At 46.0% G+C, this 18,639-nt stretch carries 17 protein-coding genes and 1 pseudogene; 10 read left to right on the plus strand and 8 right to left on the minus strand.

The window, feature by feature from the left end:
- Positions 1–4: 4 nt before the first annotated feature.
- Entirely contained in the window at positions 5–1,960 is a 1,956-nt protein-coding gene (locus ACHA99_RS22315; RefSeq protein ID WP_113941358.1) for a methyl-accepting chemotaxis protein, read from the minus strand.
- A 358-nt stretch (positions 1,961–2,318) separates the two neighbouring features.
- Between ACHA99_RS22315 and ACHA99_RS22320 the strand changes: the two genes are divergently transcribed.
- The 8 genes from ACHA99_RS22320 (at position 2,319) to glnG (ending at position 9,751) form a co-directional block, all read left to right on the plus strand.
- Complete coding sequence (locus tag ACHA99_RS22320; protein ID WP_173242664.1) at positions 2,319–2,630, plus strand: pyrimidine/purine nucleoside phosphorylase; 312 nt, start codon at positions 2,319–2,321, stop codon at positions 2,628–2,630.
- 320 nt (positions 2,631–2,950) lie between these two features.
- Entirely contained in the window at positions 2,951–3,547 is a 597-nt protein-coding gene (locus ACHA99_RS22325; protein WP_105251071.1) for a TetR/AcrR family transcriptional regulator, read from the plus strand.
- 172 nt (positions 3,548–3,719) lie between these two features.
- Complete coding sequence (locus ACHA99_RS22330; protein WP_173242662.1) at positions 3,720–4,877, plus strand: iron-containing alcohol dehydrogenase; 1,158 nt, start codon at positions 3,720–3,722, stop codon at positions 4,875–4,877.
- 59 nt (positions 4,878–4,936) lie between these two features.
- On the plus strand, positions 4,937–5,629 hold the full coding sequence (locus tag ACHA99_RS22335) for a type 1 glutamine amidotransferase domain-containing protein (RefSeq protein WP_173242660.1): 693 nt from the start codon (positions 4,937–4,939) through the stop codon (positions 5,627–5,629).
- A 133-nt stretch (positions 5,630–5,762) separates the two neighbouring features.
- Positions 5,763–6,389, plus strand: coding sequence for a glutathione S-transferase family protein (locus tag ACHA99_RS22340; RefSeq protein WP_168826402.1), 627 nt, complete (start codon positions 5,763–5,765; stop codon positions 6,387–6,389).
- 204 nt (positions 6,390–6,593) lie between these two features.
- Complete coding sequence (locus ACHA99_RS22345; protein WP_393945053.1) at positions 6,594–7,100, plus strand: DUF4124 domain-containing protein; 507 nt, start codon at positions 6,594–6,596, stop codon at positions 7,098–7,100.
- Between the two features lie 153 nt (positions 7,101–7,253).
- The gene (glnL, locus tag ACHA99_RS22350; RefSeq protein ID WP_393945055.1) at positions 7,254–8,300 is read left to right on the plus strand and encodes a nitrogen regulation protein NR(II); all 1,047 of its coding nucleotides are present in this window, start codon (positions 7,254–7,256) and stop codon (positions 8,298–8,300) included.
- A 38-nt stretch (positions 8,301–8,338) separates the two neighbouring features.
- Positions 8,339–9,751: a nitrogen regulation protein NR(I) gene (gene glnG / locus ACHA99_RS22355; protein WP_131525139.1), complete on the plus strand. Its 1,413-nt coding sequence runs from the start codon at positions 8,339–8,341 to the stop codon at positions 9,749–9,751.
- Positions 9,752–9,895: 144 nt separating this feature from the next.
- On the opposite strand, the gene ACHA99_RS22360 is transcribed toward glnG, so the two are convergent.
- The 4 genes and pseudogenes from ACHA99_RS22360 to ACHA99_RS22375 form a co-directional block, all read right to left on the minus strand.
- The gene (locus ACHA99_RS22360) at positions 9,896–10,453 is read right to left on the minus strand and encodes a porin family protein (protein WP_131525140.1); all 558 of its coding nucleotides are present in this window, start codon (positions 10,451–10,453) and stop codon (positions 9,896–9,898) included.
- 207 nt (positions 10,454–10,660) lie between these two features.
- Positions 10,661–11,113: pseudogene (locus ACHA99_RS22365) on the minus strand (hypothetical protein).
- 14 nt (positions 11,114–11,127) lie between these two features.
- The gene (locus ACHA99_RS22370) at positions 11,128–12,018 is read right to left on the minus strand and encodes a cation diffusion facilitator family transporter (RefSeq protein WP_131525141.1); all 891 of its coding nucleotides are present in this window, start codon (positions 12,016–12,018) and stop codon (positions 11,128–11,130) included.
- 51 nt (positions 12,019–12,069) lie between these two features.
- Positions 12,070–12,579, minus strand: a complete 510-nt coding sequence (locus ACHA99_RS22375; protein ID WP_113941370.1) for a Spy/CpxP family protein refolding chaperone — start codon at positions 12,577–12,579, stop codon at positions 12,070–12,072.
- Positions 12,580–12,863: 284 nt separating this feature from the next.
- Here ACHA99_RS22375 and ACHA99_RS22380 point away from each other — a divergent pair, with 284 nt between their 5' ends.
- Positions 12,864–13,550 (plus strand): response regulator, encoded by a 687-nt coding sequence (locus ACHA99_RS22380; RefSeq protein WP_105251061.1) that lies wholly within the window; start codon positions 12,864–12,866, stop codon positions 13,548–13,550.
- Positions 13,538–14,914, plus strand: coding sequence for an ATP-binding protein (locus tag ACHA99_RS22385; RefSeq protein WP_393945059.1), 1,377 nt, complete (start codon positions 13,538–13,540; stop codon positions 14,912–14,914). The genes ACHA99_RS22380 and ACHA99_RS22385 overlap by 13 nt, the downstream gene beginning before the upstream one ends.
- Positions 14,915–15,007: 93 nt before the next feature.
- Here the strand turns inward: ACHA99_RS22385 and ACHA99_RS22390 are convergent, their stop codons facing one another.
- The 3 genes from ACHA99_RS22390 to ACHA99_RS22400 form a co-directional block, all read right to left on the minus strand.
- Entirely contained in the window at positions 15,008–15,988 is a 981-nt protein-coding gene (locus tag ACHA99_RS22390; protein ID WP_393945061.1) for an MDR family oxidoreductase, read from the minus strand.
- A 173-nt stretch (positions 15,989–16,161) separates the two neighbouring features.
- Complete coding sequence (locus ACHA99_RS22395) at positions 16,162–16,680, minus strand: ankyrin repeat domain-containing protein (RefSeq protein ID WP_105251059.1); 519 nt, start codon at positions 16,678–16,680, stop codon at positions 16,162–16,164.
- A 177-nt stretch (positions 16,681–16,857) separates the two neighbouring features.
- A complete protein-coding gene (locus ACHA99_RS22400) occupies positions 16,858–18,378 on the minus strand; it encodes a catalase (RefSeq protein ID WP_393945063.1) in 1,521 nt (506 codons plus the stop codon).
- Positions 18,379–18,639: the final 261 nt, after the last annotated feature.

Consider the following 18,639-nt stretch of genomic DNA (forward strand, 5'->3'; position numbering starts at 1 on the left):
ATATCTACACCTTAAACTGTGCCGTTGTTAAACCAAGCTGATTTGCTAACCCCAACAGACTCCGCGTACTTGCTGCTACTTGGCTGATAGCCGCACTATTTTCCTCCGCCGCCACGCTTAAGCCAGCAATCCCCTGTGCAATCGTCGCCGAAACCGTTGTTTGTTCTTCCGCAGCGGTTGCAGTTTGAATCATTAATGCCTTTAAGGTTTCTAAGCGCAAAGCAATATCATCCACCGCGGTCTGCATTCCATCGGCATCTTCTGCGGTTTTAGAGGCTTCAGTGGAACAAGTCACACTATGCAACGCCAGCACACCTGACTGTTGCTGAATACCTTTTAACACTTGCCCAATATCCTGAGTTGCTAACTGAACCTTCACCGCTAACTGACGCACCTCATCGGCAACCACAGCAAATCCACGACCATGCTCGCCAGCTCTCGCTGCTTCAATCGCCGCATTAAGAGACAAGAGATTAGTTTGTTCCGCAATCGCATTTATCACAGCTAATACTGAGCCGATTTTCTGACTATCCGCCTCAAGACTGCCCACCTGTTGATGAATAGTTGCAAAACTGCTCAAGGTCACTTTTAAGCTTTTACGAGTACTGGCCAAGTTTTGCGAAAGAATTTCACTCGAATGGGTACAGGCGGACACTTCATCGGAGGATCTCATCGTATTCGTGCTGATTTCAGCTGCGGCATAACTCATTTCTTCAACTGCAGTGGCCAACATATCGGTTTCTTTGGCCTGCATCTGAATACTGCAATCGGCTTGTGTCATAGCGGCAGAGTTTTGTTCGGCGGCAGATTCAAGTTCATGCCCAACGCCCACCAGTTGACTGATGATTTCTTTGAGCTTAGTTTGCATCCGCGCCAACCAACTCATCAGGTGATTATCCGTTTGAACATGCGGTAAATTATGAGTTAAATCGCCAGAGGCGATCATACTGGTCAAGTTACACATGTCCTCAGGCTCACCGCCGAGCGGCTTTAATACAAACCCTGTAACTAACTTAGCGGCAGCGAACGCCAACACTAAGGCTACTGCACAAACAGATAAGCCGATAAACATCATACGGTAGGCGGGAGCAGCAATTTCACTCACATCAATTTCAGCCATCAAACCCCAACGCAAACCAAGCTCAACGACAGGAGAATAAGCGGATAAAACGGGATTATTGTTATAGTCATTCACTTGCATCACACCCGATTTACCTGCCAGCGCCTCCTTCACCGCCAGCGTATCAACACCATTCTGAGCTACCGTTCCCGCAAACGAAGCCGTAACAGTGCGATTAATGGGGTCAAGAAAAGAATCAGAACGCATGCGATTATTTGGGCCAATGAGATAAGTTTCACCACTTTGCCCCATACCCTCACGAATTTGCATAACTCTGTTAATGCGATCGATTGATACTTGAGCCGCCACCACCAATCTTTGTTGATTAAACTGAATCGACTGGCCAATAAATGCCGCCGGTTGACCATTTGAAGGCGCGTATGCGGAAAAATCTTGTAGTAATACTGTGCCCGCCGATCCCAATGCCTTATTGAATAACTGTGCTAATCCCGAATCATGGAAGGGTCCAGTACGCAAATTGGTACCGAAATCAGACTCCTTCGCCACTGTATATAAAACGGTGCCATCGTCACTAATAATAAATAGGTCATAAAAACCGAGGGATTTATTTAATGACTGCAAGGTTTGATCTATGTCAGTAAGAGTATCGAGGCTTTTTTGGCTGGCAATTACGGCGCTGACGGCCTGCAGGTTATCGGAAAAGTCCTGAAACATGCCAACAATCTGCCGTTGCTTGATCTCACGCACTGCCACTAAACGAGACTGAGCCTCGGCAAACAATTCATCCCGAGCAATGTAAGTCACTATTGCGGTGGCAAATATGAGGGGTAATAGGACAATCAATAAACTGATAAGCTGAATTTTACGAGTAAAACCCATGGTGAGACTCCTTGTCGCGCGTCGAATTCCATTCCTTCAATCTTTGCAGAATCAAACCTGCCTTAAAACTATAGGAGAAGAATCTCAGCTAAACAAAGCGGTGCCGACTATTTTCATCAAAAGTTCACTAAAATTCCGACAACTCATTATTTTTAAGTAGAAAAATGATTAATAACTTTAAATGACAGCCAAGCCATACCGACCATTTCAAACAAAATGATATAGTGGGAAATAAGCAATAAACCGAACGTTAGCATCAACTTATATTGAATGCGCACATCCATGCGACAAATGATGCATTGAAATTTATTAAATATGCATATAAATTCATCTCAAGCCAATTTATAGAGGATTAATAATGAGTTTACTCGAGCAAGTGTCAGTATCTAAAAAAGCCAACATCTACTTTGATGGCAAAGTGGCTAGCCGTAGCGTATTTTTTGCCGATGGCAGCAAGCAGACCTTAGGTGTTGTATTACCAGGGGAATATGAGTTCTCAACCTCCCAAGGCGAAATAATGGAAGTCACCAGTGGCCGTTTTGAGGTGTTGTTACCGGAGAGCTCTGTATGGCAGGAGTTTAGAGAAGGCACTCAATTTGAGCTGGCTGCAAATGTTAGCTTTAAAATTCGTAACACAGCCATTGCCGAATATTGCTGTAGCTATCTCTAGTCATCTCGATTAAGTGACAGTGCGATTAATATTTCATATCAATCGTTAATCGAACGCTCACAGTGACGGTTTATCTCAGCACTGTGAGTATGTTGTCCTACCGAACCATTTCACCATTTCACCATTTCACCATTTCACCATTTCACCATTTCACCATCAGAATGCCTTATCCGTCTAACATTTATCAATTTGGCAATTTTATTAACTTGGCTCAAGGCAGCGCAAAAGTCACAATGCAAAGCATACTAAATCGAATGCGTTGATATCGCCGAAAAAAACAACACTAGACGACCGGTCTAATTTGATTTATCCTAAACCCCATGAAAATTGAAACTCAATCCACTCGCCAGCATATTCTCGACATCGGCTACAAGCTGATCGTACGCAAAGGCTTCTCCAGCGTCGGCTTATCCCTACTGCTGCAGGCGGCCGAAGTGCCAAAAGGCTCGTTTTATCACTACTTCAAATCCAAAGAACAATTTGGTGAAGCGCTTATTACTGATTATTTTGAAAAATATCAATTAGATTTAGACGCATTATTCAATGACTCAACACTGACAGGCCATCAACGCTTGATGCAATACTGGCAACAATGGTTGCACGTACAAGCCGATGGCTGCGTAGATCAAAAGTGTCTAGTCGTTAAGCTCAGCGCCGAAGTGGCCGATTTATCAGAAGCCATGCGTGTTGCCTTACTTAAAGGCTCCGCCGGCATCATAGAGAGGTTAACGACTTGTGTTCAAGTGGGCATAACCGATAGATCAATCGCCCAGCAAGATCCGCAATCAACCGCTGAAATGTTGTATCACATGTGGTTAGGCGCCAGCTTAATGAACAAGTTGGGCCACAGCCCTGCGGCACTCGAACGTGCACTCGTAACGACTGAATCCATTTTAACGCCTAAAACGGCCCTTTAACCTAATACCGACTCAAAACTAATATTTGCTGATATCGATCAGCCCAGATTTTTAAAGAATACATTTTCACGCCCCAAAATTAGACGACTGGTCTACTAATTTAACGGGCGATTAATTAATGCAGCTCAATTAACGCTGCTCATTTAAAGTAATAATAGGAATAACATCATCCATGCTAAATTTTAACTATTACAACCCGACCCGAATCCGTTTTGGTAAAGACACTATCACCGAAATTGATTCTCTAGTACCGAGCGATGCTAAAGTGATGATCCTCTTTGGCGGCAGCAGTGCTAGAAAAACAGGCACGTTAGACGAAGTTAAACAATCATTGGGTAATCGTTTCGTTGTCGAGTTCGATGGCATTGAGCCAAACCCAACCTATGAAACCTTAATGAAAGCCGTCGCCCAAGTACGTGAGCAGAATATCGACTTCCTCCTCGCGGTTGGCGGTGGTTCGGTTATCGATGGCACTAAATTTGTTGCCGCTGCAGCGGTATTCGAAGGTGAACCTTGGGACATTCTCACTAGCTGGGGCGCCAATGTGACTCAAGCTATGCCTTTTGGCTCAGTGTTAACCTTACCTGCGACCGGTTCCGAAATGAACAACGCCAGCGTAGTGACCCGTAAATCACTACAGGCTAAACTGCCATTCCGTAATGATTTGGTTTATCCACAATTCTCAATACTCGATCCGACCAAAACCTTCACCCTGCCAGAGCGCCAAGTGGCCAACGGTGTTGTCGATGCTTTTGTACATATCACAGAGCAATACCTCACTTACCCAGTTAACGCCGCCGTGCAGGACAGATTTGCCGAAGGTCTTTTACAAACCTTGATTGAGCTTGGTCCACAAGTGCTAGTTCAACCCGAAGATTACGACATTCGCGCGAACTTAATGTGGGTTGCCACTATGGCACTCAACGGCACGATTGGCGTCGGTGTTCCCCACGACTGGGCAACCCATATGATTGGCCATGAACTAACTGCACTTTACGATATCGACCATGCGCGTACATTGGCAATCGTACTGCCTGCCCTGTTGCAATGTACAAAAGAGGCTAAACGCGAAAAGCTACTCCAGTACGCCGACCGTGTGTGGCACATCAACACAGGTACAGATGACGAGCGTATCGACGCCGCTATCGCAAAAACCAAGGCTTTCTTCGAAGCCATGGGCATACCGACACATTTATCTGCCTATGATCTCGATGCCAGCCACGTTGATACTGTAGTGAAACAGCTTGAACTGCACGGCATGGTGGCACTTGGCGAACATGGCAATATTGACCCAGCCATGAGCCGTGACATTTTGACCTTAGCCCTATAACGTCAAATGAACTAAACCCAAAGCTCACACATATTGATGTGAGCAACTTAGGTAAAGGTATGAAAATGAATATATTAATGGTACTCACGTCGCATGATAAACTCGGTGATACCGGTTTAAAAACCGGCTTTTGGCTAGAAGAATTCGCCTCACCTTTTTATGTTTTTAAAGATAAAGGTTTTGACATTACCTTAGCCTCACCACTGGGCGGTCAACCACCACTCGATCCAAAAAGTGATGAGCCAGACTTTCAGACCGAAGCTACTGCACGCTTTAGCAAAGATCCTGAGGCTCAAGCACTGCTAGCGAATACCACTCGCTTAAGTGAAATCAACGCAGCCGATTATGATGCGGTTTTTTATCCGGGCGGCCACGGTCCACTGTGGGATCTTGCCGAAGATAAACATTCTATCGTCTTGATTGAACAGTTTTATCAAGCCAATAAACCCCTAGGGCTCGTATGTCATGCGCCTGCTGCATTGCTGCACCCTAAAACCAGTGATGGCAAGCCATTGGTCAGCGGCAAGCGGGTTACCGGTTTCAGCAACTCTGAAGAAGAAGCCGTGCAACTCACTCATGTCGTGCCATTTTTGGTTGAAGACATGCTGCAGAAAAATGGTGGCAATTATGTCAAAGGCGATGACTGGACAAGCTTTGTCGTCGCAGATGGCCATTTGATCACAGGCCAAAATCCGGGATCATCCGAAGCCGTAGCCGAAACCATAGTTGCGCAATTGAACGCGAGAGGCTAAGCGATAAATACGCGACGCTCAGCTTGAAATGAACAAAGACAGGCGCACAAGTGTGCTAAATACGTTAAAAAGAGCTGTCGCACCATAATAGTGCGACAGCCAAAATGTACTCTCACTGTCCAAAGGAAAGCCCATGATCACCTTGCACCATCTCAATAAATCACGCTCTAAACGTATCATCTGGTTGCTAGAGGAGCTAGGTCAACCCTATGAAATTAAGAGTTATCAACGTGATAGCCAGACTTTTCTCGCGCCACCCGAACTTAAGCAAATTCATCCGTTAGGTAAATCACCCGTTATCGAAATGGACGGTCAAGTGATAGCAGAATCGGGTGCGATCACCGAATATCTTATTGAAAAATATGCGGCGGATACCTTAGCCCCCGCCAGAGACAGCGCAGACTATGTCAGTTATCTGCAATGGCTACACTTTGCCGAAAGCTCAGCCATGCTGCCTTTGTTACTGCGTATGTTCGTGCAAAAGGACGGTTGTAAAACCAATTTCCTTGAAGGTTATGCGGCGATAGAAGTCAGTAAGATAAGCCATTACTTCAATGATATGTTGGCCGATAAAACCTATCTTGTTGCAGACAAGCTCACGGGTGCGGATATCATGATGTCCTTTGTTGTAGAACTACTGGCGAACAGTGGCGATCTCGCGAAATTTGAACACATTGAACGCTATGCCACTCAATTATCCCAACATGCCGCTTGGGTCAAAGCGAGTGAGATCGAGAAACAACTCGATGCAAGCCTGTAATTGATGGATCGAATTCGGGCACATGTTAGTGCCCGAGCTTAACCCACTTTAACTAACCCCTGTTTCTGCCTCCCCATTTTCTGTCGACTTTATACCTTCTCTGTGGTGACATCCTTAACCACTTAGCGCAACAAACACCATGATTTTTGATGTAAAAGAGACTAATCTTGATTAACTCTATCTCAAGGCTACAGGGACTTTAGCATGCGTTCACTCACACTCATCGGCTTAGTGCTATTTAGCATGTTAGCGCAAGCGACTGTTTATAAATGGGTCGATAAAGATGGCAAAGTCCATTACTCCGATGAGCCGCAGCCAAATGCCCAAGTCGTTGAGCTAAAAGATAAGACCTTAAATCAAATTGCCCTTCCTCTGCCCAAAACAGACTTAAACAGCTCAAATCAAGCAATTGAATCTATTAAATATCAAGTCAATATTACCTCTCCGGCCGAAGAGGAAACCGTCAGAGATAACAATGGCGATTTCGACGTCGTTGCGACTATCACCCCAGAGCTAAAAAGTCAGTATTTGATGGCCCTAAAGCTCGATGGCAACCCCGTCGGTCAACCGCAAATTGGCGGTACCTTCAAACTCAAAAACATCGACAGAGGTGAACATACCTTAGTCGTTGACGCTTTGACTCAAAACGGCAAAGTCTTTGCATCAAGTTCACCAAGAAAGATATTTCTTCATCAAGCAGCTAAGCGTTAATGTCACTATTTGTATAGTAAAAGTTAGTATAAAAACTTTAAATACATGAAGTTAGATTAACACCTCCTGACTAAACCGTTTGATGAAGACAAGTTGCAGCTTGCACCAGATTGGTGCACCATAGTGGTGCAACCCTATTTCTAGGAACGGTCGATGGATAAAGAGACACTGCTCAATCATTTAGTTACCGCTGTACTTGTCATAGATAAGGATCTCAAGCCTTGTTATGCCAACGCAGCAGCAGAGCAATTATTAGGTGTTGGTAGCCATAGACTCGTAGAACAAACTTTGCCTGAGCATTATCAAATCCTCGGTGTCGACGCCAAGCTATTAATGGATGCAGTAACAGCCGGCCAAGGCTTAACGGTCAATACGGCAGCACTAGTCACGCTCGATGGCCAACATCATACCGTTGATTTAACCCTTATTCCCCTCGATGACGAGGCAGAGCTCAGCCTGCTCGAACTGCGCCAAGTCGACCAACAAAGACGCATTCATCAGCAGCTGAGCCAAGATGCACAGCAACAAGCGGCACAGTTTTTAGTGCGCAACTTAGCCCATGAAATCAAGAATCCTTTAGGCGGCCTTCGCGGTGCGGCGCAGCTATTATCGCGGGAGCTGGATGATCCGGCGCTGAAGGAATTCACTACGCTCATCATAGAGCAGGCCGATCGGCTGCGTAATTTAGTGGACCGCCTGCTCGGCCCCCAAAGACCGACACAGCACAGTCTGCACAACATCCATCAAGTGGTGCAAAAGGTCTATAAGTTAGTTGAAATGGCGCTGCCCGCTAACATCCTGCTCAAACGGGATTACGATCCATCCATTCCCGATATCGAGATGGATCCGGACCAAATGCAGCAAGCTGTGCTGAACATTTTACAAAATGCGGTGCAAGCACTTGAGCATACGGGGGGCGAGATTTTGATCCGCACTCGCACTCAACACCAAGTCACCATAGGTTCACAGCGCCACAAGCTAGTGTTAACCCTATCGATTATCGACAACGGCCCCGGTATACCGCCTGAGCTAATGGACACATTATTTTATCCCATGGTGACAAGCCGTGAGCAAGGTTCAGGTTTAGGCCTCTCGATTGCCCATAATATTGCCCGTTTACACTCGGGAAGGATCGATTGCCTCTCCAGCGCTGGGCACACAGAATTTATCATTTCATTACCGATTTTAAGCGCTAAATAATTTCGAGAGTACCTACCCCTACCGTATGAGGAAGCAAGATGCGAATTAGTGAACAAGTGTGGATCCTCGACGATGACAGCTCGATACGCTGGGTACTCGAAAAGGCACTGCAAGGTGCTAAGCTCAGCACCGCCAGCTTTGCCGCCGCCGAATCCCTGTGGCAGGCATTAGAAATATCGCAACCGCACGTGATAGTGTCGGACATCCGTATGCCCGGCACGGATGGTTTAAGCCTGCTCGAACGATTGCAGGTGCATTATCCCCATATTCCCGTGATCATTATGACAGCGCACTCAGACTTAGACAGTGCAGTGAGTGCCTATCAAGCGGGCGCATTTGAGTATCTGCCTAAACCCTTCGACATCGATGAGGCTATCTCTCTGGTTGAGCGCGCACTTACCCATGCCACTGAACAGAGCCCTGCACCCGCGCAGGAAGCCCAAGTCAAAACACCCGAAATCATAGGTGAAGCGCCAGCGATGCAGGAAGTGTTTCGCGCCATAGGCAGACTTTCACGCTCATCGATCAGCGTGCTGATCAATGGTCAATCGGGTACGGGAAAAGAGTTAGTGGCTGGCGCGTTACACAAGCACAGCCCACGTAAAGATAAGCCGTTTATCGCGCTGAACATGGCAGCGATCCCTAAGGATTTAATCGAATCTGAGCTATTCGGCCACGAAAAAGGTGCCTTCACTGGCGCAGCCAATGTGCGCCAAGGTCGCTTCGAACAAGCAAACGGTGGCACGCTCTTTTTAGATGAAATCGGCGATATGCCGTTAGACGTACAAACACGGTTACTCAGAGTGCTCGCCGATGGCCAATTCTACCGCGTCGGAGGTCATAATGCGGTACAAGTCGATGTGCGTATCATAGCGGCGACCCACCAAGATCTTGAATTATTAGTACAAAAAGGTGGCTTTAGAGAGGACTTGTTCCATCGCCTCAACGTGATCCGCGTGCACTTGCCGCCACTATCACAAAGACGGGAGGACATTCCCCAGCTCGCTACCCATTTCCTCGCCTCTGCAGCAAAGGAAATTGGCGTGGAAACTAAGATCATGGCCAAGGAGACTGCGGTAAAACTCTCCCAATTACCTTGGCCCGGTAATGTCCGACAACTCGAAAACACCTGTCGTTGGTTAACCGTAATGGCATCGGGGCAAGAAATTTTACCCCAAGACTTACCGCCAGAATTACTGAAAGACCCTGTGAGTGTCACCCACACGGCGAAAGGCAGCCAAGATTGGCAATCGGCACTGACTGAGTGGATAGACCAAAAACTCTCGGAAGGAAACAGCGATCTGTTAACTGAGGTGCAGCCCGCATTCGAGCGCATACTGCTAGAAACTGCGCTGCGCCATACTCAAGGCCATAAACAGGAAGCGGCGAAACGTTTAGGCTGGGGACGAAATACTTTAACGCGGAAATTAAAAGAACTGTCGATGGATTGAGTAGATAAAATAACGTTACTACTCGTTATATCAATACAAGCTTATTCATATCAAACAATAAAAAGGGATATCTTCACATCCCTTTCTATTTGAAATTCATTTCATTTTCATTGGCATGAATTAAATATGCCAAATCTAAAAAAATTAGAATTGATAATGCATACCTACAGCGAATTGCTTAATATCAGTGTCAATATCTTTTAATCCTAAATAGCTACGGTCGGCATCTAAATCACCTGTAGTGACATCATAGCTTACACGGATATTTAAGTGCTCTGTTACGGCGGCATTAACACCTACACCATAAGTCCAACCAAAACCAGTAAAGTCTTCATCGTAACCATAGCCATCAACATTCGCCGCCATAGATGCTATACCCACTTTGGCATAGGCAGAAAAAATATCATTAATTTGTGCAGTAAATTTAGGTGTGAAGCTTAATGCACCTGCACTAATATCAACATCCTTATCGCCTAAGTCACCAGTGGCAAACAGGTTAGCTTCTAAACCAAACCATTCATTGAAGTTATAGCCACCGTATACGCCTACACCAGTACCGGTTTCTGAACCATCAAAAGCATCAGCTGTGACTCTATTTAATGCACCACCCACATAAAATCCAGTAGTGTCGGTTGCTGCAGAGACTTGAGTGGCCGCTAATGCTGATAGTAAAGAGATAGCAACAATTGATAATTTATTCATCATAATTCCCTAATGATTTAACGAAAGTATTAGACGGCGCGGATATTACAATAAGCAATTCAGAAGTGTCATGGTTTAAATTATCAAAATACAAATCATACAGCATTGATTCAGCTTGAGTCGGAAAATGGAAGTTATTGTTATTCGTTATGTGGCTAAATAATATTTACTGTAAGTATTATTTTTAAATTGAAACTATTAATAACTTTAACCTAACACCCGCAACAGCCCTATAAAACTCGCATATAGCCAACGGATGAGGGAACGACGCCTTCTCACATCCAAATATTCGGATACGACAACTCTGCCAGACGCCACACAAGTAATACGTGTACGCTAAAGAAATAATGGCCAGACATGGACTCGATAAGCTTGGTTAGCAATGTCGAGATCAATTTTCTGCGGTAAGTAATAAAGATGTTTACGCAGGACTAACTGACTCCAAGCCCCCGCTATCACAGGAGATACGGTACTATCCGCTTGATTTACTATCGAAGGTTTCTGTTCCATCAGGAGCGTGATTTCTGTACTCATAGGGATGCTAATGTCAGAAATCACAGATTCGGCTATCAACTCAAAGCGAGTCGATAGCCTATGATAGCGACATATCAATCGAGTGGAATGATCCCATCTGTGACTTTGCTTCTGCATCCATGCCATAGCTTGCCCTTAATTTATGTTTCGTTGACTTCAGGTTTGACTGGATCTTGGTGAATAATCACCTCAGCATCTTCGAAGGCGGCTTTGACTCTTATCCCTGTTGTATCGGCAATACTGTGGGCTTCATTCAAACTCAAATTGCCATCGAGTTCTAAATGAAATTGAATAAAAACAGTTTTGCCTGCTTGACGAGTGCGTAAATCATGCAATCCTTGCACCCGTGGATCTTCCATCGCGATTTGCGTGATTTGCTGGCGAGTTTCTTCGTCTAGCTCTCTGTCTAACAAGGCTTGAATTGAGCGATAACCTAAGCCAAAGGCTTGATGACCAATATAAAATGCAATCATTACCGCAAATAAACCGTCAGCCCACCACCAACCGTATTGCGCTAATACTAATGCCAACAATACCGCACCATTAAGGAATAAATCTGATTTATAGTGCAGCGAATCAGCTTCAACCACAGTACTTTTTGTCGCCGCTAATGCGCGTTTCTGCAACATGACTAAAGCTAACGTCATCACAATCGCTATGATAGAAACAACTACACCTATGGTGGCATTTTCAACCGGAACAGGTGTTAATAGACGCTCGCCACCATAGAAAAGTAATAAAAATGCGGAGCCCATAATAAAGGCAGATTGCGCTAGAGACGCTAACGGCTCAGCCTTACCATGGCCATATCTGTGGTCATGATCCGGCGGCACAAGCGCGTAACGAATGGCAATAAAATTGATAATAGAAGCGAGAGCATCGGCAAAGGAATCCGTCAAAGATGCCAACATACTGGCAGAGCCGGAATAAAGCCAAGCGAACATCTTGATAAGAATAAGGATCAAAGCGGTAGCCACGGAAGCGCGGCTAGCCAGTTTGACCCAAAAATCGTATTGGGAAGTTTGAGTCATAAGGGATCTATCTTGGGAAGCTATGACCCTATTGTATATCAGCTAAGACGCTTAACCGCGAGGTTCTTTACCAGCTTGTGCTTCAAATCGCGCTTTAAACTTAGCTTGCTGCTCTGGTGTCAGCAGATTAAATATTTGATTATGCAGCTTCATACGTTCAATGGCTTGAGTTTGACGCTGCTCTTGCTGCGCACTCATCAGTGCCTTTGCTTGTGTTTCATCAAAACTAGGCGCGGTAATTAAGGCCTGCATCTCAGTGCGATGTGCCAAGCGTTCCTCTTTCGTTGGACGATTATCAGCGCGCGTGGCTTTCTGATCGGCAAACAACTTTTTGACGTCAGCTTTCTGGGCATCCGTTAAATCGAGCCCTTCAAACATACGATGCATGCCACCGTGGTCCATATGTCGGCCGCCATGTTCCATGCGGTCGCCTTTATGGAATTCAGATTTAGAGAAGTCGCAGCCAGCATCCTTAGGTGCAGCATTAACTGCCGTCGCGAAAACCGCAGAACTCGCTAGAATGGCAAACAGGCTCGCTTTCAAAGGTGATAATGTTTTCATAGTGTTAACCTCGATGGTTCAACTTTAATATGGCAAGTAATAAGACACAGTGACGACCCTTTTAAGCCGAGTCACTTTCGACCCTTCCAGTCTAAACCCCTATATGTAAGTGAGGGCGTTGCCTGAGTAAATCACTGTAAAGTTGCGGCAATAACTCTATTCTTTACTTTGGCTTACATTGCTACACAGCAATTGACATCAAAACAGGTATACTCAGCCAAAGCGCTAAAAGTGCCTATGATAAACAGGCACATGAGGCCACATTACTGAGATTAAGGAACAGTATGAGTCGGATATTATTAATCGATGACGATCTGGGGTTATCTGAGCTACTAGGGCAACTGCTCGAGTTAGAAGGGTTTCAATTAACCTTGGCCTACGATGGTAAACAAGGTTTAGATCTGGCACTGACCGCAGATTACGATCTGATCCTACTCGATGTCATGCTACCTAAATTAAACGGTTTTGAAGTGCTACGCGCACTGCGCCAACATAAACAAACCCCAGTATTAATGTTGACCGCCCGTGGCGATGAAATCGATCGCGTGGTTGGGCTTGAGATAGGCGCCGACGATTACCTGCCAAAACCATTTAATGACAGAGAATTAATTGCCCGTATCCGCGCCATTATTCGTCGTTCGAACTTAACAACCCAAGAAATCCATGCCGCGCCCGCCCAAGAGTTTGGCGATCTGCGCTTAGATCCATCGCGCCAAGAAGCTTACTGTAATGAGCAATTAATCATACTCACAGGCACCGAATTCACTCTGCTGCACACCCTAGCACTGCACGCTGGAGAGTTGATGAACAAGGAAGAGTTAAACGAAAAAGTGCTCGGCAAAAAACTCATGCCCTTCGATCGCAGCTTAGACATGCATTTATCGAATCTACGTAAAAAACTCCCCGAGCGTAGCGATGGTCGGCCAAGGGTGAAAACCATCCGTGGCAAAGGTTATATTTGGCTCCCATAACGGCGGTATCGACTGTGCCTAATCGTTTATTTATCAAATTATTGCTCGGATTTTGGCTTTGCAGCTCGCTAATCATCGCCTTAGTGGGTCTGTTACCATTGCTACAACAAAATCACGACCGTGCACCACTACCACCTCACCTTGAAAAAGTCCTATCGACGATAGCTAAGCGCATTCAAGAAAACCCCGCCTTGCTGGAATCCGATTTTCTTCGGCGCTGGGAAAGACACAGAGACATGGAAGGCAAACCTCTGCGGGTCTATCTTGTCAACAGCCAAGGCCAAGTCGTCAACACACACAGGGTGAGTCGCGGTGTACGCAGCTTTATGCTGATGGCAGATGAAGAAAAACAACCGATTAGCCATCAGTTTAAAGATGAGCTGGTGTTTGGTCCCTATCAATTTAATCTGGGCGCCGAGACCTATTCACTTTATGGTCGCCTACCAGATAACCATCCACGGCCTTGGTTCTTCTTCTTCGCCGAAAATAAGTTATTAACCTTAAGTCTGGCGATTTTCCTTTCGGGATTATTATGTGGCTTGCTCGCGTGGCATTTAGGTAAGGCATTAAATTCACTTAAAAAGAGTGCTAATGCCCTCGCTGAGGGTGACTTAAGTCACCGAGTCGATAAGTCCACCACTCAGCGCAACGACGAAATTGGTCAGCTCGCCACGGCTTTTAACAGCATGGCCGACTCCATCGAAGCTATGGTGAATAATCAGCAGCGGCTCATGGGGGATATTTCCCATGAACTACGCACCCCATTGACGCGGCTACAGTTATCCCTAGCCCTCGCCCGTAAAAAAGGTCAGCAGACCACCGAAACGGAACGCATAGGTTATGAAGCTGAGCAACTCGAAATGCTTATCAGTGAATTGTTAGAGCTCTCGCGGGTCAAGCTCAGTACTAACGAAACCAAAGTACATTTAGGCTTGGCCGAATCCCTGAGCCAAGTTTTAGACGATGCGGAATTTGAAGCAGAACAGCAAGGTAAAAGCATTACTATCGATATCGATGAAGAAATTGAGTTAGCGCATTTTCCTAAATCACTTTCCCGCGCGATTGAAAACCTGCTGCGTAACGCGATCCGTTATGCCGCAAGCGATATTCACCTGCAGGCGAGTGCGACGGCTGATCAAGTACAAATTACCATAAAAGACGATGGTCCAGGCATAGATGCCGCCGAACTCGATGCCATTTTTAAACCTTTCTACCGCCCCGACTCGGCAAGACAGAGAGAAAGCGGTGGCTGGGGACTTGGGCTGGCAATCACTGAAGCGGCGATTACCGCCCACAAAGGTAAGATTAAAGCCGAGAACCGTATACCGACGGGCCTTAAAGTGACGATTACACTACCGAAATAGCCGATATGAAGAACAAGTATAGGAGGCAGAACTAATTAGTCGTAATTGGCAACACCTCAGTGTTGCCATCGTGTTAAAACGTAGGAAACGGGATTACAGCTTAACTAATACACGTCCAGTGACTTGGCCTTGGATAATTTTATTCGCGAAATCAGGCACCTCTGCCAGTGATATCTGCTGACAAGCTTGCTGATAAAAATGTGCGGGTAGTGCTTTAATCACAGCTTCCCACGCCGCTTTTCGCTTCTCGAATGGACAAGAAACGGAGTCGATTCCCAGTAGGCTAACACCCCGTAAAATAAACGGCATAACGGTTGTTGGTAATGCAAAACCGCCCGCTAAACCACAGATAGCGGCTGCACCACCGTATTGCATTTGCGCTAATGCTTTGGCGAGGATCTTGTTGCCAACGGTATCGACCACACCCGCCCAGCGCTGCGCCTCAAGCGGCTTAGCATCTTGTTCAAGCTCACTGCGATCAATCACTTCTGAGGCGCCAAGCTCCTTCAATAAAGGCGCATTCTGTTCAACTCGACCACTGCAGGCGACCACACGATAGCCAGCATTGGCGAGCAAAGTCACCGCCACAGAACCCACACCACCACTGGCACCTGTAACAAGAATATCCCCACTTTGCGGTGTTACCCCAGCCTGCTGCAGCGTTTGCACGCACAACATAGCCGTAAGCCCAGCCGTGCCTATCATCATGGATTTAGCGGCATCACAACCTTGCGGCATGGGCACCAGCCAGTCGGCTTTAACTCGCGCTTTTTGCGCCATACCACCCCAGTGGTTTTCGCCCACGCCCCAGCCCGTCAAAATCACCTGATCGCCAACTTGGTATCTTGCATCCGTCGATTCGCGCACCACGCCCGCAAAATCGATGCCTGGTACCATAGGAAACTGACGAATGATTTTGCCCGTCCCCGTCACAGCTAAACCATCTTTATAATTCAGCGAGGAATAGGCGACATCAACCAAGACTTCCCCTTCTGGCAAATCAGCATCTGTGATTTGTGAAACTTGAGCAAACGTACGTTTATCTTCTTGCGTCAGTAGTAAGGCATCAAACATAAATCGCTCTCCGAAAGCCAAACCGTATTAAACGATATTCAAAAAGTTACCATAAAAGGCATAGACATCATTAACAAGCAGACTTATTGCTAATAGTAAATGCTGAGATCTAAACAGATTAAAGATAATGACCCAGAGTGATCGAGCGCAAGAGATGGTAAGATCTAGCGTCTTTATTGCTTTAAACTCGCCTGCTGTAAAGCGCCGCTTTGACCCCAGTAGCGGGCAAACTCAGTCAAGGTCATTCCGGCATTATTCGTTAGGTTCGCATCGCATTCTTTCGCGTATAGCCGCTTTACGATAGTGAATTCGGCCTTAATCACAGCGCCCATCATTGCCGTATTACCACGCTTATCTTGCAAACAAGCATTAGCACCATGCTCAAGCAATAAATCCGTTGCAGCCTCTTGGCCGTTATAGGCCGCCACCATTAGCGCGGTATAGGTTTGACTATTTCTCTGGTCAATAGGGAAGCCTGCATCGAGAAAATGCTCAAGCACTGTGATATCGCCGGTACGCGCTGCAGCAAAAAAGTAGTCCACCAGCAATTGTACTTGTGCGGTATCGGGCTCGTCCGTTTGACTGACAGTTGCGGGTGTAACCAATGGCGCTTGAAGCGAACCCGCCCCCATTGCCACCGACATACTCAGGGCCACAATAATCAATAATAAGATAGCAATAGTGTGTTTCATCAATGGCTCCCAGCACAGCTAAAATAGAGATTTAAACAATGAGACGTGACGAAATGCCCGCAAGACGCCCTCTTAAACTGGGCAGAAAAGAGCTTGTTTACGTCTTGCGGGACTTACTGGGTTCGGACTGTTAACGCGCAAATCTCTGCGACCAAAATAGTCCTAAAAATAACAAAATCAGATTGAACGTTGTTTAACGTCAGCCAAATCACCCTTTACGGCCTTGGTTAAACGCTCACCAAACTCTGGATCTGCACGATAAAAGTGACTGAGCATCTGATGTTTCACATTGGTATCGTTCACTTTACCTAAGTCACCGGCCAAGTTAGTGATCAGATCTGCTCTATCTTGCTTGCTCAAGCTGCGATAAAAGACGCCCGCTTGGCTAAAGTTATCCTGCTTGCTAATAGCCGTCTGTTGCACAGTCCCCGTCAGCGCAGTTGTTACCGCACGATAACGATTATCTTCGGCCAAGGCTAAATGTACGCTCGGTTGATAGTTCACATCGGACTGGGTATGCCCCATATTGCCCGCACCTTCTTGGTTGTGGTTTGCCACCGCCACTAAGGGTTTATTAATCGGCAATTGCGACAAATTCGTGCCGAGTCGATACAGCTGAGTATCGGCGTAGGAGAACATACGGCCTTGCAGTAATCTGTCTTCCGAAGGCTCAATCCCTGGGATCAAATTCGATGGCGCAAATGCCGCTTGCTCAGTCTCTTGGAAGAAGTTTGCAGGCATGCGGTTCAGCGTCATAGTGCCCACTTTTTGTTCTGGCACATCTAGCCACACCTTAGTGGCATCTAACGGGTTGTAATCAAAATTATTAAGCTCAGTCGGGTCGAGTAATTGAACGTACAGATCCCACTTAGGATAGTTACCCTTGTTGATCTCACTATAAAGATCATCGGTTAAATGGTTAAAGTTTTGCCCTTGGACTTTAACCACTTCATCGGGACGTAAGCCTTTAACACCTTGCAGACTCTTCCAGTTAAATTTCACGTATTTAACTTGGTTATCTCGATTCACAAATTTGTACGCATGCACACCGAAACCGTCCATTTCACGATAACTGGCTGGTACACCTAAGTTACTGTAAACCTGAGTCAACATATGGGTTGAACCCGCTTCGTGACTGAAAAAATCGAAGAAACGATTCGGATCTTGCATATTGGTCACTGGCGATGGTTTGAGTGAATGCACCATGTCAGGAAACTTGATCGCATCGCGAATGAAGAATACGGGTAAGTTATTACCTACTAAGTCCCAGTTACCTTGGTCCGAATAAAATTTGGTCGCAAACCCACGGGGATCACGCAGCGTTTCTGGCGAACCTTTCGAGTGGATCACGGTAGAAAAGCGCACAAATACGGGCGTCACTTTACCTTTTTGTGCAAAGGGCGCCGCTTGGGTTAGGTTACTAAAATCGCCACTCGATACAAACTCACCATGGACACCTGTGCCTCTGGCGTGGACGACACGCTCAGGAATACGTTCACGGGCAAAGCGTTGTAGCTTCTGGATAAGCTGCACATCTTGCAATAACACGCTGCCATTACTGCCCGCTGTGGTCGAGTTTTGGTTATCACCCACAGGTGCACCATTGTCACGTGTCAGGGTATTTGTTGGTAAAGTTTGAGCCTGTACATTCAATGTCAGACCCATAGAAATAATTAAAAGGCTTTTAGTAAGATGCATAACAGTTCCTCTTCTATGCATAACGCCAAGCTCTTTTCTGCCTGCCCGCAGTATAGTTCTGAATTTGTAATTAGAAGAAACGATCTTTATCGATTATACGAATCAATAAAACCTATTAGACATAAATTGGCAACAACAAAAAGTCACATTGTCAGATACTGAAGCTAGAGATTGTGGACTAAAACCTCTCGGTTTTAGTCTATTGCGAAGTGGATAAACGTGGGGTGATTAAGAGATATTTAGCGATTGATTGAGCTTCAC

Origin of the sequence: Shewanella sp. S23-S33 (assembly GCF_043359565.1) — a bacterium.
GTDB lineage: Bacteria > Pseudomonadota > Gammaproteobacteria > Enterobacterales > Shewanellaceae > Shewanella > Shewanella oncorhynchi.